The following is a 20,341-nucleotide window of genomic DNA, read 5'->3' as shown; positions in this document are numbered from 1 at the left end:
CGGAGTCATCCGGCCGCTTGCCTGCCGCTATGGCTACCGCTACCGCTACAGGCCCGTTTCGAAGAACCGGCCCAGCCGCTGAGGCAGCCAGTTCAGGTGTGCGGGAAATGCGCCCGTCGGAAAGCCGGCATGGCCGCCGTCGCTGGGCTGGTGCAGCAGGATCGTGGGCGAGCAATCTTCCGGCTTGGGCAGCGATGCCGCCGGAATGAAGGGGTCGTTGCGGGCGTTGAGCACCAGCGTGGGCACCGAGATCTTGGGCAGCCACGGCTTGCTGGACGCACGCGTCCAGTAGTCCAGCGCATTGCGAAACCCGTGCATCGGCGCCGTGTAGGTGTCGTCGAATTCGCGCAGATCGTGCGCATGCGCGATACGCATCACGTCGATGGCGCCAGGAAAACGGTGCGCCTTTTCCAATACCTTGTGCTTGAGCGTCTTCAGGAAATGCGCGGTGTACACGCGCCGGTTGAAAATGCCGGTGGACAGCGTTTTGCCGCAGGCAACCAAGTCCAGCGGCACGGAGACGCCTGCCGCGGCAGTCAGCCAGGTGGTGTCTTCCTGGTGTTCACCCAGGTATTTCAATAGCGCGTTGCCGCCCAGCGACACGCCCACCGCATGCCAGCGCGCATGCGGAATGCGGTCGCGCACGGTCTTGAGCAGGAAGCCGACTTCTGCGGAATCGCCCGAGTAATACGCGCGCGCGAGGCGGTTGGGCACACCCGAACAACCCCGAAAATGCGCAATGACGACGATCCAGCCGCGCGCGCGGAAATAATGGGCAACGGACTGGGCGTAGCGGCTGTTGCTGCCGCCTTCCAGGCCATGGAACAGGATCAGCGCGGGGGTGTCGGGCGTTTGCGGCAGCGACTGCCAATCGGGAGCCGTCATCCACCGAGCCGCGGCGGTCTTGCCATTGGCAACCGGGCCCTGTCCGCTGACGGGCGCACCGTCGGCGGCCTTGTGCGGAAACAGGCCGGGGCCGGTCCAGTCGAAGTCCACGAAATCGGTGTCGGGCGTGTCTACCCGGTCGCGAACGAAGGCGATCCGGTGGTATTGCGCGAACAGGGACGCGTAGACCGTCTGGCTGTCGCCTCCGGGTAACCAGGAGGGGACGGGGCAGGAAGACGAGTCAAGACGAGCAGCGGCCAACTAAAAATCCACCCGATTCAATGCAGCATGTCGGGTACGTCGTGCAAGTCGAGCACCCCGGCTTCCGTGGGCGCCGACGACGAATGATGCATGACCATGCGCCATCCGGTTGGGCCCTTGTGGTAGATGTTCGTGGCGTAGCAGTTTGCAAACTGCATGCCTTCGCGCGTGCGTACCGCCACCTGTTCAACCAGCACGTGCACCGCGCACATCATGCTGAGCATGACCAGCGGCCGCAGTGGACGGACATGCAGCGGCCCATTGGACAGCACCTGCTGCCAGGAGTCGTGCACCGCCGAGTGGCCAACAATGCGCAGTCCCCCGGGGTGAATGCAGACGACTTCTTCGTCGTCGGCCCACACCTGCATCAGGCGGACGCAGTCCCCCTGTTCAAGGGCTTCGTAGAACGCGTGTTCGGCTTCTTCGGGGGTGGCAAACATGTGGCAGCTGTAACCGTGGCGTGGGGCGTCGAAGGCGGCGGGCTTAGTGGTGACCGTGCAGCACCGTGCCGGCCTTCAGGCGATATTGCGCGCCGCAGTAGGCGCAGCTTGCAGAGCCGGTACGGGCCACGTCAAGGAAGACGCGCGGGTGCATGCTCCACAGCGGCGCCTTCGGGCCGGGACAGAAAACGGGCAGGTCTTCAGCGCCGACTTCAATGACTTCGTGAGCGTTCGGGACGGCGGCCGGGGCAGCGGTCATGGATCTTCCTGAATAAAAAAACCGATAAACGGCGGGTTGGGCAATGTGCGGCCGGTATCGAACCCACCGCGCGAATCACAACTGACTTAGCCAGTGATGGTACTTCGGGACGCGGCCATTCACCATGGCCGATTTTGCGCCGCACCAGGCCCGACCAGCCAAGAATTTTCAGGCGCGTATTGTATCAAGCGACGAGGTTACAATACCGGCCTATTCGCGCACCGCCGTGGTGCCATTCGGCCCACGCAATCCGTAAGAGTTCCCATGTCGTCCTGTCCGAACCGCCAGGGGTCAGCCGTTGGCTTCTGAATCCGCGCTTTCTGAATCCGAAGATCCCGGCGCGGTGCGCCAGCAGCGCCTGAACGCCTTTCGTGCCGGCGTGCACGCCATCGTGCCCGCATTGATCGCCACGGCGACCTGGGGCCTGGTGACGGGCGTGGCCATGGTCAAGTCGGGGCTGACCGAATCCATGGCGCTGGCCATGACGCTGTTGCTGTACGCGGGATCGGCCCAGTTGACGTCATTGCCGCTGATCGCCACGGGCGCACCGCTGTGGCTGATCTTCGCCGCCGGTTTCGTCGTGAACCTGCGCTTCCTGATTTTCGGTGCTGCCTTGCAGCCGTATTTCCGGCATCTGTCCTGGCCCAAGCGCTTGGGGTTGGGCTACTTCACTACCGATATGGGTTTCGTGCTGTTCATGCCGCGCTACGGCGATTCGGCCGAACGCGGCACGCGCGACCAACTCTGGTTCTTCCTGGGCACCATCGTGCCGGGCTGGCTTGTGTGGCAGTCGTCTTCCATCGTCGGCATCTACCTGGGCACCATGGTGCCCACCGGCTGGTCGCTGGATTTTGCGGCGGTGCTGGCCCTGCTGGCGATTACCGTGCCGCTGGCCAACTCCAAGCCGATGCTGGTCTCCATGCTGGCCGCCGGCGTCGTGGCCTGGACGGGGCAGGTCCTGCCGTTGCGGCTGGGCCTGGCCGCGGCCGTGATCGCGGGCGTGGTAGCCGGCATGTGGGCCGAACGATTCTTCAAGGCGCGCCCATGACCCTCTGGCCCTCCGAGATCTACGTCTATTCGGCCATCCTGTTGCTGGCCCTGTGCAGCGTCCTGACGCGCGCCGGTTTCATGCTTTTCGGCGATTACATTCCTTTGCCCGATGGCGTTCGGCGTGCCTTGCGCTATGCGCCCGCCGCCGCGCTGACGGCCATCGTCGTGCCGGACCTGTTGCCCTGGAAGGCCGGCCTGGGGCCGGTGTTCGATTACAAGCTGGTGGCCGGCCTGGTCGCCATCCTGGTTTTTCTGCGCACGCGCAGCGCGGTGTTGGTGATCGTGGTCGGCATGCTGGTCTTGTGGGGGCTGCGCTGGCTGGCCGGCTGATGTTCGGCTTTCGAATTTGATTAGTCCATCTGGTGGACAGCCTAAACCGGCTGGAAGCGGGCGCGCCCGTTGTCTGGCGGTGTTGCCGTACCCGCCTGAAACCACTCTTTGATGTTGTGGTAGGGCGCCTGCGCTAAAATCCACGTTATCCACAGCAATCCGGGCCTGGTACTGCCCTCATAAGTATCGAATCCAGAATGCGCCCGCTGGCCTGCAAGGCAGGGTGCCGATTGCCCGCGAAGCCGAATCCGCTTCGCGGCGATTTGCGTGCCGTCGCGACGCGACCACGCGTATTCAGATTGCCCCGATGCATATGTAGTGCAGTGCATGTAGCACTCTCGTTTTGTTCTTTTTCACTGGTCCCGGTATCTGCCAAACCCTGATGACTGAATCCACTCAATCCGTAGCACCCCCCGCCGACGCGCCCGCGCCGACGTTTGCCGATTTTGGACTGCACCCGCTGCTGCTCCAGTCCATCGCCGAAACCGGCTACACCATTCCGACGCCCATTCAGGCGCAAGCCATCCCCGTCGTGGTGGAAGGGCGCGACGTCATGGGCGCTGCCCAGACCGGCACCGGCAAGACGGCCGCGTTCACCGTGCCCATCCTGCACCGCCTGATGCCGCTGGCCAACACCAGCGCCTCGCCGGCGCGCCACCCGGTGCGCGCGCTGATCCTCACGCCCACGCGCGAGCTGGCCGACCAGGTGTTTGAAAGCGTCAAGCGCTACAGCAAGCAAACGCCGCTGCGTTCCGCCGTGGTATTCGGGGGCGTGGATATCGGTCCGCAAAAAGAAGCGCTGCGTCGCGGCTGCGAGATCCTGGTGGCCACGCCGGGCCGTCTGCTGGACCACGTTGAACAAAAGAACGTCAACCTGAGCCAGGTCGGCATCCTGGTGTTGGACGAAGCCGATCGCATGCTGGACATGGGCTTTCTACCCGACCTGGAACGCATCATCCGCTTGCTGCCCGCGCAGCGCCAAGGCCTGCTGTTTTCGGCCACGTTCAGCAACGAAATCCGCAAGCTGGGCCGCTCGTATTTGAATCAGCCGGTTGAAATCGAAGTCGCGGCGCGCAACGCCACCGCCACCACCATCACGCAGATCGCCTACAAGATGTCCAGCGACGCCAAGCGCGCCGCCGTGGTGCATCTGGTGAAGTCGCGCGGCCTGAAGCAGGTGATCGTGTTTTCGAACACCAAGATCGGCACGGCCCGGTTGGCCCGCGAACTTGAACGCGATGGCGTCAAGGCCGAATCGATCCACGGCGACAAAACCCAGGCCGACCGCATGAAGGCGCTGGAAGCCTTCAAGGCCGGCGACCTGGAAGTGCTGGTGGCCACCGACGTGGCCGCGCGCGGCCTGGACGTGGCCGGCGTGCCTTGCGTCATCAACTATGACCTGCCGTACAACGCCGAAGACTACGTGCACCGCATTGGCCGTACCGGTCGCGCGGGCGCATCGGGCGAAGCCATTGCGCTGTTCACGCCGGATGAAGAGCGTTTCCTGCTCGACATCGAAAAGCTGATCAAGCGCGAAGTGCCGCGCGGCACGCTGGATTTGCCCGCCGACGCCGTGGCGCGCAGCCATCGCCGCAGCGAAGATCGTCCAACGTCCTCGTCCTCGCGCGAGGGGCGTGATTCGGGTCGTGAAGGAAGCCGTGAAGGAAGCCGTGGCGACCGTGGTGGCCGTTCGTCCGATCGCCGTTCGGGCTATACCTCGGGCGGCTCGCGCCAACCGGTGGATGATTTCTTCCTGAAGCCCTACGAACCCTCGGCGTCGTCTTCGGCCGAGCAAGAACCGGCGCCCAAGAACGACAGTGGTTCGTCTGCGCCCAAGCGCCAGGTAGCAGTGTTGCTGGGCGGATCGCGCAAAAACTGATCGCCGCCTCGCGCCGCATAAAAATACCCGCAACGCCGTTTGGCCTTGCGGGTTTTTTATCGGCTTTTATCGGCCTTTTATTGGGCCGGAAATCAGGCGGCCAGCAGCTTGGGCAGGTCTGGCAATGCGGTGGTCACCGCCGGGCTGTTCGCATCCACGCTTTCAATCAGGCGTTCCAGATGGCCGATGTGCGGCAGCATGGGGCCGTAGAACACCACGCGCGAACCGATTTGCACGAGCAGGGTGGGGAAGTTCTCGACATCAATATCGCCCAGCAGTTCGGCATGGTCTTCGATGTCGATCCAGGCGAAGGCGTGCTGCGGCAGCGCATCGGCCAGGGCTTGCAGCTTGGGCTTGTATTGTTCGCAGGTGTCGCACCACGCCGCGCAGAAGCAGGCGATGAGCCAAGTGTCGGGGGTTGCGCTTAGCCGCGCGCGCAAGGCGGCCAGGTCGGAGCCGGGTACGAGTAGAGACATGTGAGCAGATCGGGGCGTGTTTGACTATCATACCCGGGATGTCCACCCCCCTTTTCAAGCTCTTATGACCGCTTTACGCACTGATCCCGCCGCGCCCGGCAATGGCCGATTCTCTGGCGCCGGCACGGGCGCCGTCAGCGTGGGCCAGGCGTTCAAGCGCGCGCTTGTATCGCAATGCCATCCCACGATGCTGTTCGCGGTGCTGCTGCCATTCCTGATTGCGCTGGTTGGCGCGTTCCTGTTGCTGTATCTGTTCTGGACGCCGTTGACCGACTGGCTGCGGGCCGAAGTGTCCCACTGGGACATGGTGAACCGGGCCGACGAATGGATGATCGCAATGGGCCTGTTTTCGCTCAAGATCTATCTCATCCCGGTCATTGCCGCCGCCATTTTGCTGCCCGTGTCCGGCATTCTGGGCCTGGCCATTGCCGCCGTTTTTGTAATGCCGCTGGTGCTGCGTCACGTGGGGCAGCGCGAATATGCCAGCGTGACGCCGCAAGGCAAGTTCTCGACGGCGGTCAGCGTGTGGAACGCCGTCTGGGTGTCGGCCGCGTTTGCCGCCGGCTGGGTGTTGACGTTGCCCCTGTGGCTGGTGCCGCCCATGGCGATCATCCTGTCGATCTTCTGGTGGGCCTTTGCTTTTTCGCGGATGATGCGCGTGGACGCCATCGTGGAACACGCCAGCCCCGAAGAACGCAAGCTCATCCTGGAACGCAACAACGGCGGCTTCTGGACCATCGGGCTTATTTGTTCCCTGCTGAACCTGTTGCCCCCCGCCTGGATTATCCTGCCGGTGTTTTCGGCGCTGGTCTACGCGCACTATGGCCTGGAGGCGCTTCGGCGCCTGCGCCAGGATCGCGTCATCGAAGCCTGACCGGCATTTAACCCTTACCGTTTTGGAACTGGACATGGCCGCAGAATCCGCCGCCCGTCGCATCGGTCTTATCATCGTTGGCGATGAAATCCTCTCGGGCCGCCGTCAGGACAAGCATTTTTCAAAAGTCGTCGAGCTGCTCAGTGCTCGTGGCATGCAACTGGGGTGGGCCGAATTCCTGCCCGACGACCGCGACACGCTGGTGGCCGCCTACAAGCGCAGCTTCGCCACCGGCGATGTCGTGTTTTCCTGCGGTGGCATCGGCGGCACGCCTGATGACCACACCCGCCAAGCCGCCGCCGCGGCCCTGGGCTTGCCATTGGCGCTGCACCCGGAAGCCGAACAGGCCATCGCACTGCGCACCGCCGAAATGGCCGCCAAGGGCCAGGGCACGGCCGACATGAGCGCGCCGGAAAACCAGCAGCGGCTGCAAATGGGCGTATTCCCGCAAGGCTGCGAGATCGTTCCCAACCCGTACAACCGCATTCCAGGCTTCTTCATTCACGACCACACCTTTGTGCCCGGCTTTCCCGTGATGGCCTGGCCGATGCTGGAATGGACGCTGGACACGCGCTATCGTGCACTGCAACATGTGCGCGCCCATGTCGAGCATTCGTTCCTGGTGTTCAGCATGCCCGAATCGCGCATCACGCCGGCCATGATTACCGTCGAAAGCCGCTGGCCAGACGTGCGCGCCTTCAGTCTGCCCAGCGTGGGCGAAGCGGGGGGAACGCCCCATATTGAGCTGGGCGTCAAGGGGGAACCGTCGGCCGCCGCCGAGGCGCTTGAGTTCCTGCGCGCCGAGGTGTTGCGCCTGGGCGGAAAGCTGGCGCCGCCTGCGGCTGCCTGAGCTCGTCGCAAAAAAGCCATTGCAAAATGGCGCCTTAAATTTCACAATACGGGAAAGAACTGTTTGCTGCGTTGCCGCAAGGCCGGTCTTTTACGGCGTTGTGGCGCGAGCCTATCTCCCCCTATGCCCCGTCTGACGACACCCCGCACTCCCCTGGACGCCGAGACCGAAGGCGCGTCCGGCCATCCCATCGCCATCCAGGTCATCGAGCGAGCCATGCGCCTGCTCGACGCCCTGGCCGCGCAGCAGGACCCGGTCACCCTCAAGGAATTGTCGGCCACCACCGGCCTGCACGCCTCGACCGCGCACCGCATCCTGAACGACCTGGTTGTGGGCCGCTACGTTGAACGCGTGGACAACGGCCTGTATCAGCTGGGCATGCGCCTGCTGGAATTGGGGTCGCTGGTGAAAGGGCGCCTGAACGTTCGCGAAGCGGCCATTTCCGCCATGCGGTCCCTGCACAAGCTAACGGGGCAGACCATCAACCTGTCGGTTCAGCAGGGTGACGAAATCGTCTATATCGACCGCGCCTGGAGCGAGCGCTCGGGCATGCAGGTGGTGCGTGCCATTGGCGGCCGCGCGCCTTTGCACCTGACGTCGACCGGCAAGCTGTTCCTGTCCACCGGCGATGCGCGTCAGGTGCGCGCGTACGCGCTGCGCACCGGCCTGGCCGGCCACACACGCAATAGCCTGACCGACCTGGATCGCCTGGAACGTGAACTGGCGCTGGTGCGGCGCCACGGGTACGCGCGGGACAACGAAGAGTTGGAACTGGGGGTGCGCTGCATCGCCGCCGGGATTTTCGACGACACCGGCAAGCTGGTGGCCGGGCTGTCGATCTCGGCCCCGGCTGAACGCTTGCAGGATGACTGGATTCGCGCGCTGGTCGATACCGCCACCAGCATTTCCGAGGCGCTGGGTTATGAACCTTCCGTGTCCACGGGATTCAATGGGCTGGGTATGGCGGCGGAAGCCTTGCGCCCGTAATCAACTGCCGTCGTCCGGGCCGCGGGGCGGCTGCCGGGTTTAGGGCTATCGTCGATTCCTGCTGCGGACCATGAAAAAAGCCCCTTGCGGGGCTTTTTGTCTTTCTGCCAGGGTCGGCTTATTGCTGCTCGACGCCTGCCTTCTTGAACAGTTCGGCCCATTGCGGGACTTGCTGCTTGACCTTGGCGTCAAGCGCCTGCGGGTTGGCTTCGGCCGTCAGCACCGTGGCGCCCAGCTGTTTCATGCGTTCCTGGAACTTCGGGTCGGCCAGGCCGGCCTGCAAGCTCTTGATCAGCTTGTCCACCACCGGCTTGGGCGTGCCCTTGGGCACCCACATCCCGTGCCAGATGCCGACTTCGAAGCCCTTGTAGCCGGATTCGTCCATCGTTGGCAGCTTGTCCAGCGTGGGCACGCGCTTCAGGCTGGTCACGGCATAGGCCTTGACCTTGCCGCTTTCGATCTGCTGCGTCGTGTTGGTGGTCTGGTCGCACAGCAGGTCGACCTGCTTGCCCAGCAAATCGTTCATGGCGGGCGCGGTGCCCTTGTACGGAATCGTCAACAGCTGGACGCCCAGCGCTTCCACCAGCATGGTGCCGCACAGGTGGCTGGCCGCGCCGATGCCGGCGTTGGCGAGCGACACCTTGTCCTTGTTCTGTTTGACGTATTCGGCCAGTTCCTTGATGTTGTTGGGCGGGAAGTCCGAGCGCGCGATGATGGTCATGGGCACGTCGACCACCAGGCCGATGGGCTCAAAGCTCTTGTACGGGTCGTAGCCTGGGTTCTTGTACAGGGACGGCGCCGTGGAGAAGCCGGCGTGCATCAGCAGAATGGAATAGCCGTCCGGCTGGGCGCGCGCAACCTGCGTGGTGCCGATGGTGCCGCCGGCACCGCCCTTGTTCTCAACCACGACCGTCTGTCCCAGGCTCGGCCGCATGGCTTCTGCCAGCGATCGGGCGACGTTGTCGGTCGGGCCGCCTGCGGCGAACGGCACCACCATATTGATGGGGCGTTCCGGAAATTCCGCGTGGGCGGCGCCGGCCGCGAACATGGCGCTGGCCGCGAGCAGGGCCGTAAGCGTGCGGGGAATAAAGGTCATGAAGTCTCCAATTGCAGGGTTTTGCTTGCTGCGATTTAGTTTTTGGCCGCTGACATATGGATTGTTTTTTCTGTCATCAGCGTGAAGGCAGTTTAGAAAAGAATTGATACGCCGTCATGTCGGGTTTTTCCCGAAGCAGGGCAAAACCTTGTTCTGGATCAATGGCGTGCACGCGCCTGCACCGTTAAAGTGCAAATACTTGTTGCGTTGCACAAAAACCGCTTGACAGCAATTTGTGGCAGTCTAGAATGTGAATTGTGCAGTGCATCAAACGGGCCGGCGGTAGCTTGTAGTACCAGTTTCCGCGCACGTTCCTATTTCTCGTCGCAGACACCTATCCTTCTTGCCGGAAAGCTTCCGGCTACCCCTAAAGGAGCATTCTATGAGCGCAATTCCGCAGCAAGTCCTGGATCGCCAAAAGGCCAGCATCAACACTTTTGTGGCCGCCCAGTCCGCCGTTTTCGCCGGCTTTGAAAAGCTGGTTGAGCTGAACATGAAGGTCGTGCGCGCCACGCTGGACGAAGTCGCCCAGAAGTCGCAGCAAGCCTCTGAAGTCAAGGATCCGCAGGAAGCCGCCGCGTTCGCGTCGGGCCTGCTGCAGCCGGGCGCTGAAAAGGCCATGGCTTACACCAAGCACGTGTATGACATCGTTGCCGGCGTGCAAGGCAGCCTGGTCAAGCTGACCGAAGAGCAAATCGCTGAAAGCCAGCAGCAACTGAGCGAAGCCGTCGACCAACTGTCGAAGAACGCTCCGGCTGGTTCGGAAAGCGCCGTTGCCCTGATCAAGTCCTCGCTGGCCACCGCGACCAGCGCCTACGACTCCGTGACCAAGGCTGCCAAGCAGGCTGCTGAAGTCGCCGAATCGAACCTGAATGCCGCCGCCAACGCGACCTTCAAGGCTGCGACGGATGCCGCCGACGCCGCCACCAAGGTTGCCAGCCGTAGCCGTCGCACCGCCTGAGTCCTGGCGCGCGATGCTGCGCAAATCGCAGTAATGTAGTACTGTTGAGTGACAGAGCAGAGCTGGAATTAGGGCCACCCACCGGGTGGCCCCTTTTTTTGTCCCGCATTTTTCGCGGCGCGTTGCGCGCTGCGAGTGTGGGGATAGGGTTCAGCGCTTTGCCGTGGCCCGCACGCATTCGCCCACCAGGGCGGGGCCCCGGTAGATCAAGCCCGTATACAACTGCACGGCGTCCGCGCCGGCGTCCATCTTTTCGCGGGCCTGTGCGCCCGACAACACCCCGCCAACCCCGATGATCGCCATGCTGTCGCCCAGCTGCGCCTTCAAGCGGCGGATCACTTTCAATGACAGCTCGTGCACCGGCGCGCCGGACAGGCCGCCTGCCTCGTCGGCATGCGCCTGGCCCGCGACTGCATCGCGCGACAGTGTGGTGTTGGTGGCGATGACGCCGTCGATGCCATGGCGGGGCAGGGTGTCCGCGATGGCGTCGATCTGTTCTTCCGTCAGGTCGGGCGCGATCTTTACCGCCATGGGCACGCGACGCTGGTGCTGGTCTTCCAGCGCCCGGCGCTTGTCGGCTAACTGCGCCAGCAAGGCCGAAAGCTCGTCCCCGCTTTGCAACGCGCGCAGATTCTTGGTGTTGGGCGACGAAATATTCACCGTCACGTAATCGGCATGCGGATACACGCCGTCCAGCCCGATCAGGTAATCATCAGCGGCGCGCTCGATCGGCGTGTCCGCGTTCTTTCCGATATTCAAGCCCAGAATGCCGCCTTGCTTGCGCCACTGGCTGCGCTGCACGTTCGCCAGGAACGCGGGCAGGCCCTGGTTGTTGAAGCCCAGCCGGTTGATCAGCGCGTTGGCGCGCGGCAGGCGGAACATGCGCGGCTTGGGGTTGCCGGGTTGCGCGCGAGGCGTCACGGTGCCGACTTCAATGAACCCAAAGCCCAGGTTGCCCAGCGCATCGATATAGGCGCCGTTCTTGTCCAGCCCCGCCGCCAGCCCGATGGGGTTGGCCAGCCGCATGCCCATCAGCGTGCACGGCGCCGACGGCTGCGCATGCATCAGCTTGCGCGTGGCGCCGCATTCATAAGCGCGTTGCAGGCCCGACAGCGTGACTTCGTGGGCGGTTTCCGCGTCCATGGCGAAAAGCGCCGGGCGGGCCAGGGGGTAGGCGTGAAAGAGGATAGACATGGGGCGGAATTGTAGAGCCAATTTCGCCGCGCTTGCCGCAATCGCACAGCGCACCGCCAGTGAGAATCAAAGGGACAGGTAGTCCTGATTCCGCCATTCCCCGTCGACAAGAAACTGCGCGGGCTGGAAGCTGGACTTGTAGGACATCTTGCGGCTTTCGGCGATCCAGTAGCCCAGGTAAAGCCAGGGCAGGTTCAAGGTGCGGCACTGCTCGATCTGCCACAGGATGCTGTAGGTGCCCAGGCTGCCTTGGACATCGGGGTCGTAAAAGGTATAGACCGACGACAGCCCGTCATCCAGCACGTCGATGATCGACACCATCATCAGTACACCGTCCGCGTCGCGAAATTCCACCAGCCGCGTGTTGACCCGGCTGGTCAGCAGGAACTGCGCATATTGCGTGCGACTGTCTTCGTCCATGCCGCCGCCCGGATGCCGGCCTTGCTGGTAGCGCGTATACAGCCGGTAATGCTCTGGCGACCACGCCAGCTCCGCGACGAACGACTGCAACGACTGGTGATCGCGCCACGCCCGCCGCTGGCTGCGGTTAGGGGCAAAGCCCGACGTGTCCACGCGTACGGGCACGCAGGCATGGCAGCTGTCGCAATGGGGACGGTACGTGAACAGCCCGCTGCGGCGAAAGCCCTGTTCGACCAGTTGGGAATAGGTGCCCGCGTTAATCAGATGCCCGGGCGCGGCAACCTGCGACCGCGCCTGGCGGCCCGGCAGATAGCTGCACGGGTAAGGCGCGGTTGCATAGAACTGCAGCGTGGAGAAGGGAAGTTCTTTGAGCTGGCTCATGGGGAAGTGCACATCGCGCGGTACGTCCGCGACGCGATGGCTACATATTAACGCTTAAGTGACGTCGTATCGGACGCTGAATCCGCCCCGGGATTGGCTGTCGGATGGGGCGGGGCACCGGTTGCGGGCAACAGGCGCCCACGGCTGTCCAGCGTGCCCGGCGCCCAGAAAATCGGGGGCTGAGCGGCGACCCGGCGCACATGTTGCAAGAACTGCGCGCGTGGGATGGGGCGTGCGCCCAAGCTGGCCAGATGCTGAGTCTGCTGCTGGCAATCGATACGCTCGACGCCTTGCGCGGCCAGGTAGCGAACCAGGTACGCCAGCGCAATCTTCGACGCGTTGGGCGCGCGCGTGAACATGGATTCGCCAAAGAACATGCGCCCGAGGCTAATGCCATACAGCCCGCCGGCAAGCTGGCCGTCGATCCAGGTTTCGATGCTGTGCACGTAGCCCGCGCGGTGCCATTCGGCATACGCCTGCTGCATGGCGGCGGTAATCCAGGTGCCGGGTTGACCGTCACGGGGGGCGGCGCATTGCGCCATGACCTGCGAAAACACCGTGTCGACGCGCACCTGCACGCGCGGCTGGGCGTCGATTTCCTGCGCCGCGATCTGCCGCAGCAGTTTGCGCAGCGAATGGGACGGCGAAAAATCCTTGATGGCCAGCACCATGCGCGGGTCCGGGCTCCACCACAACACCGGCTCACCTTCCGAATACCAGGGAAAGATGCCGTTCGAGTAAGCCTGTATCAGCCTGTCCATCGACAGGTCCGCGCCGGCCGCAAGCAGGCCGTCGGGCTCCGTCAGCGCATATTCCGCGGGCGGAAACGGGGTCTCGACGGCAAGCCAGGGCAGCTTCAACGGTGCGATTCTAGGGTGTAGTGATGGGGCACGAACGCGCCGTGGCGACGGTCGTCGAAGTAGTGCTGCAAGGTCGTTGCCACCGTTCGAAACGCCAGGTCGTCCCACGGAATGTCGGCTTCGTCGTACCAGCGGGCTTCCAGGCTTTCGGGGCCGGGGTCCAGTTCGGGACCCAGGGCCCGGGCCAGGTAGAACACGTGCACCTGGTCGATCTGCGGCAGGTCGATCATGGTGTAGAGCTCGCCAAGCTGAATGCGCGCGCCGGATTCTTCCAGCGTTTCGCGGGCGGCTCCTTGTGCGGTGCTTTCGCCCAACTCCATGAAACCGGCCGGCAGCGTCCAGGTGTTGTAGCGCGGTTCAATCGCGCGACGGCAGAGCAGTACGCGGTTTTCCCACACCGGCACCGTGCCGACCACCAGCCGCGGGTTCTGGTAGTGGATCGCGCCGCAGTGATCGCAGACGTCGCGTTCGCGGTTGTCGCCTTCCGGCACCCGGCGGGTGATGGGCGTGGCGCACTGGCTGCAAAAAAGCGAACGGCGGGGGGCGGGGAAGTATTCGATGGACGGTTTCGCGGTCATGGGTAGGATTCTAACGGCTGCGGCGTGCCGTGGCGCGTCCCCCGGGGGGCGACCGGTGCGCTGCCGCCAAACCGATCTTCAAGATGCTCGACGAAAGAGCGGACCTTCGGCGACAGGAAGCGGCGATGCGGATAGATCGCGTACATGGAGATGGGTGTGTGCGCATAGTCGGCCAGCAAGGCCACCAGGCGGCCCGCGCGGATGTCGTCGCCCACCAGGAATTCGGGTTGCAGAATGACCCCATGGCCCGCCAGGGCCGCCGTGCGCAGTACATCGCCGTTATTGGCCCGCAGCGCCGCGTTCACCCGCACCAGATGCGTCACGCCGTCCTTCTCGAAGTGCCATTCATTGCCGGTGCTGGCGTAGGAATAGTGCAGGCAACGATGCTGCTTCAAGTCTTCCGGGGTGGTCGGTGTGCCGTGCTGCTTCAGGTAGGCCGGCGCCGCGCAGACCAGCAACTGCTGCGGCGCCAGCGGGCGCGCAACCAACGATGAATCCTGGAGCGGACCGATACGCACCGCCACGTCGTACCCGTCTTCGACCAGATCCACCACGCGGTCGTTCAGGTCCAGGTCGATGATGACGTCGGGATAACGTTGCAGGTATTCGGCAATGGCCGGCCCCAGGTGCAGGATGCCGAACGACACGGGCGCGCTGACGCGCAAACGGCCGCTGGGACGCTGGCCTTCCGCCTGTAGCGACAGCTCCAGGTCGGCGACTTCCGCCAGGATCGGCCGCACGCGCTCGTAGAAGGCGCGCCCTGCGTCCGTCATGCTGAGCTTGCGGGTGGTGCGGTTCAACAGGCGCACGCCGTACTTCTGTTCCAGGTAGGCGATTTGCCGCGTCACGACCGAACGCGCCTGGCCCATCTTGTCGGCGGCTGCCGCGAACGAGCCTAGCTCCACGACCTTGGCATAGGTCTGCATGGCGGTGTGAGTGTCCAAGATTGTTTCCTATCGGGGAACAATAATTTGCAATTCTGCCTATTTATCTTTGTTTTTGGAATCGTAAGAATGGCGGCCTGATGCATCGTCCGGTCCTGGACGATCCGCGCTACCCAGAAGGATTCCCCATGATCGATACCCGTACCGCTCCCTACGCCGCGCTGTTGCTGCGCGTGGCGCTTGGCGTCATGTTCCTGGCACATGGCCTGACCAAGCTGCTTGTCTTCACGCTGCCCGGCACCGCGCAGTTCTTCGCCAAGATCGGCTTTGCCGGCTGGCTGGCGTATCCGGTCACGTTCTTTGAAGTGGGCGCCGGCGTGCTGCTGGTCCTGGGCATCGTCCCGCGCTGGGTGGCGGCCATTGCGGTGGTGCAGCTGTTCGTGGCCTCGACCGTGCACTTTGGCAACGGCTGGGGCTTCGGCAACGCGGGCGGCGGCTGGGAATATCCGATTTTCCTGACCGTGGCGGCCGCCGTGCTGATGCTGCTGGGCGATGGCAAATTCGCCCTGGTCAAAAGCGGCCGCGGCTGATCCTGGCAACGCTCGGTTTTTTTACGCGGCCGCGCTGCGTTCCTACGCCGCCGGGTTCGGCTCGAAGCCCAGGCGGCGCGCCACGTCCTGCCGCGCTATCGCGCGCAGCGGCGCGGGGGCGTATAGGCCCGGCCATGACACGGATATCTCCGCGCCGGGCGCCAAGTCGGCCAGGGCATCCAGAACCGGGGCGCCGTCCGCAGTCGACAGGTTTTCCAGCAGGGCCGGCAGGTCCCGGTCCAGCACCAGCCCGGCGCCCGCGGGTGTAGACGCGTACAGCTGGCCGGCATCGTCCAGCCACCAAGCGCTGATCGCATCGACCGCCGCATCCGTGTGCGTACGCAACCCACGGCTGTCGTCGTTCAGGCGCAGCACGAACGGGGCGCCATCCAGCCGCACGAACACGCGCTGAGGGCCGTTCTGGAAAAACCAGCGGCCCGCCTCGTCGTGTTCGTAATTGCGGTTCATGAATTCCAGGATCTGCGCATTGGTGATGGATTCGCCCGGCCCTCCTTGGGCGGCTTGCCCTTGCGGATGCAACCGCCAGCGCCCGCGCCCGTCCAACGACAGCCAGCCATACACGGCTGGCACGTTGGGCCAGCGGGCAATGGCGTCTTTCACCGACTGATCCATGTTCAGGGCCGGATGATGATTGAAGGCGGGGTGATGACGATGGCGGGCGCGGGCATCGGCATGACGACCTGCGGTGCCGCGTAATAACCTTCGCGATAGTCCTCGCGATAGTCATCGCGGCACTTGCGCTTTTCCTGGTACTCGCCGTTGCGCTTCCATTTGCGCTCGACCTTGCACGCGCCATCCCAGTACTTTTCTTTGTACTCACGCCCATGGCGATGATGATGGCGGTCGGAGTCGGCTTCGGCCGTCAGCGGCGCCAGCGTCAACATCGCGGCGGCGGACAGGGCAAGCACGGGGGAACGAGCGCGAAAATTCAGAATGCGGTGCATAGCGTCGACGTCAGTGGAAAACGGCGTCACCTTAGCAATCATTCGATTGTCAGCGCGTAGGGATGCGTAACGAGATGCTGGGGGAGGGGGGGGAAAGATGCTGGAGGCGCAAGCCGGAATCGAACCGACGTACACGGATTTGCAATCCGCTGCATAACCACTCTGCCATTGCGCCAGCACTTGCAAGAAAAAAGGAAGCGCGGTGTTGGCCGATGCTTCCTTCTTGTATTTGGAGCGGGAGACGAGTCTCGAACTCGCGACCTCAACCTTGGCAAGGTTGCGCTCTACCAACTGAGCTACTCCCGCGGGGTACTGCTTACAGCTATTGCTTTTGCTACTGCTGCATTTCCTGCTTTGCCGAAGGAAATTCCTGCTGGAATTGCCACCGGTTTTGGTGAAGTTTGAGAAGCTTTTCTCAAAGGCCGTGTCCACCAAAGACAGCGATTATACACAGAAATTCAGGCTTGTGTAGCGGGGCGGGTTGGGCGCAGAAAAAAAGCGTCGGGCCCTGGTTCCGCGCCTATCGCCGAGGCAAAACCCGGCCCATGCGCTTCATGGTCGAACGTGCGGGGGTTACGGCGTTCCGAGCTGGGCGCCGCGCCATAGACCGCGCGGTAGGTCTTGCTGAAATGGCAGGGCGATTGAAAGCCGCAGGCGGTAGTGATGTGCGAGATTGACATCGGGGTTTGTCGCAGCAATGCCCGCGCGTGACGCAGGCGCAGGCTCAGATAATGCTGTTTGGGCGTCGTGCCCAGGTGCTCGCGGAACAAGCGTTGCAGCTGCCGCTGCGATGCGCCCGACAACTGCGCCAGTTCCTCCAGCGACAGCGGTTCTTTCAGGTTGACCTCCATCAGCGCGATCACCTCTGCCAACGCGGGATGCGACGCGGGCATGCGGATCGATGTCGGCATGCGCTGCTTGTCCTTGTGATCGCGCACGTGCCCGATGGTGAACTGGTTCGCGATCAGCGCAACGATGGCCGGCCCGACGGACTCGCCCACCAGGTTAAGCATCATGTCCAGCGGCGCGGTGCCGCCCGTACAGGTGATGCGGTCGCGGTCGATGACGAACAGCTTGTGCGACAGCCTGCTATGCGGAAAGTCGCTGCGCAGCGCGACCAGGTCTTCCCAGTGCATGGCGCAGGTATAGCCGTTGAGCAGGCCGGCCTGCATCAGCGTGTGCGCACCGGTGCACAGGCTGCCCAGCGTCACGTCGCATGCGGCCAGGCGCCGCAGCCAGTCCCACGTGGCCGGGTCGTCGTCCGCGCGGCTGCGCTTGCCGCCGCAAACGAATACGGCGTCGGGCAAGGTGGCCTCGTCCAGCACGTCGGCCTGCACCTGCAAGCCATTGCTGGCCGTGACGGGCCCGCGTGATGGCGCAACCACTGACCAGCGGTAATACGGCCGGCCCAGCATGTGGTTGGCCATGCGCAGCACTTCGATTGCCGTCGAGAACGACAGCATCGTGAACTGCGGCAAGGGCAGGAAACCGAAGTGGCGCAAGTGCCGGCGATCACGGGTGGACGAACGTGCAGTCATGGCGAGGCTCCTTGGTAGGAATACACAGACTGATGGCCGGAGCTGACCTTCCGGCAGTTGACTCTTTCAATCGTAGGCCAGCAGGGCGCGTCTGCCCTTAGGAACAATACGAAAATTGCAGGGGATTACGACATATGCCTTTGCGCGCTGTGCGATGCCCCTGTCGCAATCGGACAAGATGTGGTCCGGTTCAGATAACAGTGCTCATGACCTTTAAGAAAGAATGCTTCACAGGCCCCGCTTACGCCGGATTCTCGAACGTCATTGCTCCTTCAGGCAGGTCGACATGTTCCAGTCCTCATCCCCGTTCTTCTCATCGCCGCTCGACAAGCGCGATCCCGTCGTGATGGCCATGCAGGACCGGGAACTGCGCCGCCAACAGACCCAGATCGAACTGATTGCGTCCGAAAACCTGGTGTCGCGCGCCGTGTTGCAAGCGCAGGGTTCGGTGCTGACCAACAAGTACGCCGAAGGCTACGTTGGCCGGCGCTATTACGGCGGCTGCGATCATGTGGACGAAGTCGAGTCGTTGGCGTTGCTGCGCGTGCGCGAACTGTTTCACGCCGACTACGCCAACGTGCAGCCGCATTCCGGCGCGCAGGCCAACGGCGCGGTGATGTTGGCGCTGCTGGAGCCCGGCGATACCGTGCTGGGCATGTCGCTGGATGCCGGCGGGCACCTGACCCACGGCGCGCGGCCGGCAATGTCGGGCAAGTGGTTCAACGCGGTGCAGTACGGCGTGCGCCAGGAAGACAGCCTGATCGATTACGACGAGGTCCGCCGGCTGGCGTTGCAACATCGGCCCAAGCTGATCATCGCGGGGTTTTCCGCCTACCCCAGGCAGCCGGACTTTGCCCGCTTTCGCCAGATCGCCGATGAGGCCGGCGCCATGCTGATGGTCGATATGGCGCACATCGCGGGACTGGTGGCGGCGGGCAGGCATCCCAGCCCGGTGCCGCATGCACACGTCGTCACGTCCACTACGCACAAAACGCTGCGCGGGCCCCGTGGCGGCTTCATCCTGACCAATGACGGCGCCATTGCCAAGAAGATCAATTCCGCCGTGTTTCCCGGCTTGCAGGGCGGGCCGCTGATGCACGTGGTGGCGGCCAAGGCGGTGGCCTTCGGCGAGGCGCTGCAAGCGGACTTCAAACGCTACATCGACCGCGTGCTCGCAAACGCCGACGTGTTGGGCGACGTGCTGCGTGAAGGCGGCATCGACCTGGTCTCCGGCGGCACCGACAACCACCTGCTGCTGCTCGACCTGCGTTCCAAAGGGCTGACCGGCGCGCATGTCGAGCGCACGCTGGAACGCGCCGGCATCACATGCAACAAGAACGGCATCCCGTTCGATACGCAAAAACCGTCGGTCACCTCCGGCATCCGGCTGGGCACACCGGCCGCAACCTCGCGCGGGTTTGGCGAAGACGAATTTCGAGCCGTGGGCGACATGATCCTGCATGTGGTGGACATGCTGGCCACCAGCCCCGACGAACACGAAGCAACCGAACGACGCATTCGAGCTGAAGTCCACGCGCTGTGCCAGCGCCATCCCATCTACTAAGCGGCACAACATCGGGGGGAAATCCCATGGCTACGCTGCATCGGAAAAGCATGGTTATCGACGGCCTGATCATCTCCAAATGGGATCGGTCCGTTTTTGAAGACATGAAGCAAGGCGGCCTGACCGCCGCCAACTGCACGGTGTCGGTGTGGGAAGGGTTCGAGCAAACGGTCTCGAACATTGCCGCCATGAAGGCCCTGATCCGCGCCAACGACGATCTGGTCACGTTGGTGCGCACCACGGACGATATCCGCCGCGCCAAACGCGACGGCAAGACCGGCATCATTCTCGGCTTTCAGAACGGCCAGGCGTTCGAAGACAATCTGGGCGCCATCGAAGCTTTTGCCGACATGGGCGTGCGCGTGGTCCAGCTTTGCTACAACACGCAAAACCTGATCGGCACGGGCTGCTACGAGCGCGACGGCGGCTTGTCCGGCTACGGCCGCGAAGTCATTGCCGAGATGAACCGCGTCGGCATCATGGTCGACCTGTCGCACGTAGGCGCTCAGACCTCTGAAGAAGCGATCCTGGCATCGACCCGGCCCGTTTGCTATTCGCACTGCCTGCCGGCCGGCTTGAAAGAACATCCGCGTAACAAAAGCGACGCGCAGCTGCGGTTTATCGCGGAGCGCGGCGGCTTCATCGGCGTGACGATGTTCCCGCCGTTCCTCAAGCGCGGCGTGCACGCCACGGTGGACGACTACGTTGAAGCCATCGGCTATGTGGTGAATCTGGTGGGCGAGGACGCGGTGGGCATCGGCACCGATTTCACCCAGGGCTACGGACAGCCGTTTTTCGACTGGCTGACGCATGACAAGGGCCGGTACCGCCGGCTGACGGACTTTGGCGCCATCCGCAACCCCGAAGGCATCCAGAAGATAGGCCAATTTCCCAACCTGACCGATGCGATGCAGCGCGTAGGCTGGAGCGAAATCCACATCCGAAAAATAGTGGGCGAAAACTGGCTGCGCGTGTTTGGCGACGTCTGGCCTTCCGACGCGCCGGCGGCTTAAGGAGCC

General features: G+C 63.6%; 23 protein-coding genes and 2 tRNA genes. 10 read left to right on the top strand and 15 right to left on the bottom strand.

The annotated features are described in order from the left end of the window. Positions 1-45: 45 nt before the first annotated feature. Genes V6F88_RS24125 through V6F88_RS24115 form a run of 3 tightly spaced genes read right to left on the bottom strand, consistent with a single transcriptional unit; the run spans position 46 to position 1,845 of the window. Positions 46-1,146 carry a YheT family hydrolase gene (locus V6F88_RS24125; protein ID WP_332612741.1) on the bottom strand — a complete coding sequence of 367 codons (1,101 nt, stop codon included), beginning with the start codon at positions 1,144-1,146 and terminating at the stop codon, positions 46-48. A 17-nt stretch (positions 1,147-1,163) separates the two neighbouring features. Continuing rightward, positions 1,164-1,586 (bottom strand): YybH family protein, encoded by a 423-nt coding sequence (locus V6F88_RS24120; RefSeq protein WP_332612740.1) that lies wholly within the window; start codon positions 1,584-1,586, stop codon positions 1,164-1,166. A gap of 43 nt (positions 1,587-1,629) precedes the next feature. Further along, a complete protein-coding gene (locus V6F88_RS24115; protein WP_006217686.1) occupies positions 1,630-1,845 on the bottom strand; it encodes a zinc-finger domain-containing protein in 216 nt (71 codons plus the stop codon). A 298-nt stretch (positions 1,846-2,143) separates the two neighbouring features. Between V6F88_RS24115 and V6F88_RS24110 the strand changes: the two genes are divergently transcribed. From V6F88_RS24110 to V6F88_RS24100, 3 genes are all read left to right on the top strand, one after another. Continuing rightward, complete coding sequence (locus V6F88_RS24110) at positions 2,144-2,893, top strand: AzlC family ABC transporter permease (RefSeq protein WP_332612739.1); 750 nt, start codon at positions 2,144-2,146, stop codon at positions 2,891-2,893. After that, positions 2,890-3,225 carry an AzlD domain-containing protein gene (locus tag V6F88_RS24105; protein WP_046803475.1) on the top strand — a complete coding sequence of 112 codons (336 nt, stop codon included), beginning with the start codon at positions 2,890-2,892 and terminating at the stop codon, positions 3,223-3,225. The genes V6F88_RS24110 and V6F88_RS24105 overlap by 4 nt, the downstream gene beginning before the upstream one ends. A 382-nt stretch (positions 3,226-3,607) precedes the next feature. Next, the gene (locus tag V6F88_RS24100) at positions 3,608-5,104 is read left to right on the top strand and encodes a DEAD/DEAH box helicase (protein WP_332612736.1); all 1,497 of its coding nucleotides are present in this window, start codon (positions 3,608-3,610) and stop codon (positions 5,102-5,104) included. A 92-nt stretch (positions 5,105-5,196) separates the two neighbouring features. On the opposite strand, the gene V6F88_RS24095 is transcribed toward V6F88_RS24100, so the two are convergent. Continuing rightward, the gene (locus V6F88_RS24095; RefSeq protein ID WP_332612734.1) at positions 5,197-5,580 is read right to left on the bottom strand and encodes a thioredoxin family protein; all 384 of its coding nucleotides are present in this window, start codon (positions 5,578-5,580) and stop codon (positions 5,197-5,199) included. A 64-nt stretch (positions 5,581-5,644) separates the two neighbouring features. On the opposite strand from V6F88_RS24095, the gene V6F88_RS24090 reads away from it, so the two are divergent. From V6F88_RS24090 to V6F88_RS24080, 3 genes are all read left to right on the top strand, one after another. Then, positions 5,645-6,454, top strand: coding sequence for an EI24 domain-containing protein (locus V6F88_RS24090; RefSeq protein WP_332612732.1), 810 nt, complete (start codon positions 5,645-5,647; stop codon positions 6,452-6,454). A 34-nt stretch (positions 6,455-6,488) separates the two neighbouring features. Then, positions 6,489-7,304, top strand: a complete 816-nt coding sequence (locus V6F88_RS24085) for a competence/damage-inducible protein A (protein WP_332612730.1) — start codon at positions 6,489-6,491, stop codon at positions 7,302-7,304. A gap of 123 nt (positions 7,305-7,427) precedes the next feature. After that, positions 7,428-8,291 carry an IclR family transcriptional regulator gene (locus tag V6F88_RS24080; protein ID WP_332612728.1) on the top strand — a complete coding sequence of 288 codons (864 nt, stop codon included), beginning with the start codon at positions 7,428-7,430 and terminating at the stop codon, positions 8,289-8,291. A 118-nt stretch (positions 8,292-8,409) separates the two neighbouring features. Here the strand turns inward: V6F88_RS24080 and V6F88_RS24075 are convergent, their stop codons facing one another. Further along, complete coding sequence (locus tag V6F88_RS24075; protein WP_332612726.1) at positions 8,410-9,387, bottom strand: tripartite tricarboxylate transporter substrate binding protein BugD; 978 nt, start codon at positions 9,385-9,387, stop codon at positions 8,410-8,412. 382 nt (positions 9,388-9,769) lie between these two features. Here V6F88_RS24075 and V6F88_RS24070 point away from each other — a divergent pair, with 382 nt between their 5' ends. Beyond that, positions 9,770-10,348, top strand: coding sequence for a phasin family protein (locus V6F88_RS24070; RefSeq protein WP_046803469.1), 579 nt, complete (start codon positions 9,770-9,772; stop codon positions 10,346-10,348). A 150-nt stretch (positions 10,349-10,498) separates the two neighbouring features. Here the strand turns inward: V6F88_RS24070 and V6F88_RS24065 are convergent, their stop codons facing one another. From V6F88_RS24065 to V6F88_RS24045, 5 genes are all read right to left on the bottom strand, one after another. Further along, positions 10,499-11,542, bottom strand: a complete 1,044-nt coding sequence (locus V6F88_RS24065; protein WP_332612723.1) for a quinone-dependent dihydroorotate dehydrogenase — start codon at positions 11,540-11,542, stop codon at positions 10,499-10,501. Between the two features lie 66 nt (positions 11,543-11,608). After that, entirely contained in the window at positions 11,609-12,343 is a 735-nt protein-coding gene (locus tag V6F88_RS24060) for an arginyltransferase (protein ID WP_332612721.1), read from the bottom strand. Between the two features lie 47 nt (positions 12,344-12,390). Then, positions 12,391-13,203: a leucyl/phenylalanyl-tRNA--protein transferase gene (gene aat, locus V6F88_RS24055; protein ID WP_332612719.1), complete on the bottom strand. Its 813-nt coding sequence runs from the start codon at positions 13,201-13,203 to the stop codon at positions 12,391-12,393. After that, positions 13,200-13,781: an NUDIX hydrolase gene (locus V6F88_RS24050; RefSeq protein ID WP_332612718.1), complete on the bottom strand. Its 582-nt coding sequence runs from the start codon at positions 13,779-13,781 to the stop codon at positions 13,200-13,202. Before V6F88_RS24050 ends, aat begins: the two co-directional genes overlap by 4 nt. Further along, positions 13,778-14,707, bottom strand: a complete 930-nt coding sequence (locus tag V6F88_RS24045; RefSeq protein ID WP_332613036.1) for a LysR family transcriptional regulator — start codon at positions 14,705-14,707, stop codon at positions 13,778-13,780. The genes V6F88_RS24050 and V6F88_RS24045 overlap by 4 nt, the downstream gene beginning before the upstream one ends. A gap of 146 nt (positions 14,708-14,853) precedes the next feature. Here V6F88_RS24045 and V6F88_RS24040 point away from each other — a divergent pair, with 146 nt between their 5' ends. Further along, positions 14,854-15,255 carry a DoxX family protein gene (locus V6F88_RS24040; protein ID WP_332612716.1) on the top strand — a complete coding sequence of 134 codons (402 nt, stop codon included), beginning with the start codon at positions 14,854-14,856 and terminating at the stop codon, positions 15,253-15,255. Positions 15,256-15,297: 42 nt separating this feature from the next. Here the strand turns inward: V6F88_RS24040 and V6F88_RS24035 are convergent, their stop codons facing one another. The 5 genes from V6F88_RS24035 to V6F88_RS24015 all read right to left on the bottom strand — a co-directional run bounded on the left by V6F88_RS24035 (position 15,298) and on the right by V6F88_RS24015 (position 17,758). Continuing rightward, entirely contained in the window at positions 15,298-15,888 is a 591-nt protein-coding gene (locus V6F88_RS24035; RefSeq protein WP_332612714.1) for a DUF2946 family protein, read from the bottom strand. A 2-nt stretch (positions 15,889-15,890) separates the two neighbouring features. Then, entirely contained in the window at positions 15,891-16,220 is a 330-nt protein-coding gene (locus V6F88_RS24030; protein WP_442880393.1) for a hypothetical protein, read from the bottom strand. Positions 16,221-16,321: 101 nt separating this feature from the next. After that, a tRNA-Cys gene (locus V6F88_RS24025) sits at positions 16,322-16,395 on the bottom strand. A gap of 55 nt (positions 16,396-16,450) precedes the next feature. Then, positions 16,451-16,526, bottom strand: a tRNA-Gly gene (locus V6F88_RS24020). 152 nt (positions 16,527-16,678) lie between these two features. Continuing rightward, the gene (locus V6F88_RS24015; protein WP_332612712.1) at positions 16,679-17,758 is read right to left on the bottom strand and encodes a GlxA family transcriptional regulator; all 1,080 of its coding nucleotides are present in this window, start codon (positions 17,756-17,758) and stop codon (positions 16,679-16,681) included. Positions 17,759-18,044: 286 nt separating this feature from the next. Between V6F88_RS24015 and glyA the strand changes: the two genes are divergently transcribed. Together glyA and V6F88_RS24005 are read left to right on the top strand one after the other, a co-directional pair. Beyond that, entirely contained in the window at positions 18,045-19,322 is a 1,278-nt protein-coding gene (gene glyA / locus V6F88_RS24010) for a serine hydroxymethyltransferase (RefSeq protein WP_332612711.1), read from the top strand. A 26-nt stretch (positions 19,323-19,348) separates the two neighbouring features. Then, positions 19,349-20,335 carry a dipeptidase gene (locus V6F88_RS24005; protein WP_332612709.1) on the top strand — a complete coding sequence of 329 codons (987 nt, stop codon included), beginning with the start codon at positions 19,349-19,351 and terminating at the stop codon, positions 20,333-20,335. Positions 20,336-20,341 lie beyond the last annotated feature (6 nt).

The organism is Achromobacter sp. ESBL13, assembly GCF_036668755.1.
Classification (GTDB): domain Bacteria; phylum Pseudomonadota; class Gammaproteobacteria; order Burkholderiales; family Burkholderiaceae_B; genus Achromobacter.
This window is presented reverse-complemented; position numbering and strand designations above follow the sequence as displayed.

Bases quoted from the DNA above. Each gene is read 5' to 3' on its own strand.
- V6F88_RS24120 (WP_332612740.1), bottom strand. From the start codon at position 1,586: ATGTTTGCCACCCCCGAAGAAGCCGAACACGCGTTCTACGAAGCCCTT.
- V6F88_RS24115 (WP_006217686.1), bottom strand. From the start codon at position 1,845: ATGACCGCTGCCCCGGCCGCCGTCCCGAACGCTCACGAAGTCATTGAA.
- V6F88_RS24105 (WP_046803475.1), top strand. From the start codon at position 2,890: ATGACCCTCTGGCCCTCCGAGATCTACGTCTATTCGGCCATCCTGTTG.
- V6F88_RS24100 (WP_332612736.1), top strand. From the start codon at position 3,608: ATGACTGAATCCACTCAATCCGTAGCACCCCCCGCCGACGCGCCCGCG.
- V6F88_RS24095 (WP_332612734.1), bottom strand. From the start codon at position 5,580: ATGTCTCTACTCGTACCCGGCTCCGACCTGGCCGCCTTGCGCGCGCGG.
- V6F88_RS24090 (WP_332612732.1), top strand. From the start codon at position 5,645: ATGACCGCTTTACGCACTGATCCCGCCGCGCCCGGCAATGGCCGATTC.
- V6F88_RS24085 (WP_332612730.1), top strand. From the start codon at position 6,489: ATGGCCGCAGAATCCGCCGCCCGTCGCATCGGTCTTATCATCGTTGGC.
- V6F88_RS24080 (WP_332612728.1), top strand. From the start codon at position 7,428: ATGCCCCGTCTGACGACACCCCGCACTCCCCTGGACGCCGAGACCGAA.
- V6F88_RS24075 (WP_332612726.1), bottom strand. From the start codon at position 9,387: ATGACCTTTATTCCCCGCACGCTTACGGCCCTGCTCGCGGCCAGCGCC.
- V6F88_RS24070 (WP_046803469.1), top strand. From the start codon at position 9,770: ATGAGCGCAATTCCGCAGCAAGTCCTGGATCGCCAAAAGGCCAGCATC.
- V6F88_RS24065 (WP_332612723.1), bottom strand. From the start codon at position 11,542: ATGTCTATCCTCTTTCACGCCTACCCCCTGGCCCGCCCGGCGCTTTTC.
- V6F88_RS24060 (WP_332612721.1), bottom strand. From the start codon at position 12,343: ATGAGCCAGCTCAAAGAACTTCCCTTCTCCACGCTGCAGTTCTATGCA.
- V6F88_RS24050 (WP_332612718.1), bottom strand. From the start codon at position 13,781: ATGACCGCGAAACCGTCCATCGAATACTTCCCCGCCCCCCGCCGTTCG.
- V6F88_RS24045 (WP_332613036.1), bottom strand. From the start codon at position 14,707: ATGCAGACCTATGCCAAGGTCGTGGAGCTAGGCTCGTTCGCGGCAGCC.
- V6F88_RS24040 (WP_332612716.1), top strand. From the start codon at position 14,854: ATGATCGATACCCGTACCGCTCCCTACGCCGCGCTGTTGCTGCGCGTG.
- V6F88_RS24035 (WP_332612714.1), bottom strand. From the start codon at position 15,888: ATGGATCAGTCGGTGAAAGACGCCATTGCCCGCTGGCCCAACGTGCCA.
- V6F88_RS24030 (WP_442880393.1), bottom strand. From the start codon at position 16,220: ATGCACCGCATTCTGAATTTTCGCGCTCGTTCCCCCGTGCTTGCCCTG.
- V6F88_RS24015 (WP_332612712.1), bottom strand. From the start codon at position 17,758: ATGACTGCACGTTCGTCCACCCGTGATCGCCGGCACTTGCGCCACTTC.
- glyA (WP_332612711.1), top strand. From the start codon at position 18,045: ATGTTCCAGTCCTCATCCCCGTTCTTCTCATCGCCGCTCGACAAGCGC.
- V6F88_RS24005 (WP_332612709.1), top strand. From the start codon at position 19,349: ATGGCTACGCTGCATCGGAAAAGCATGGTTATCGACGGCCTGATCATC.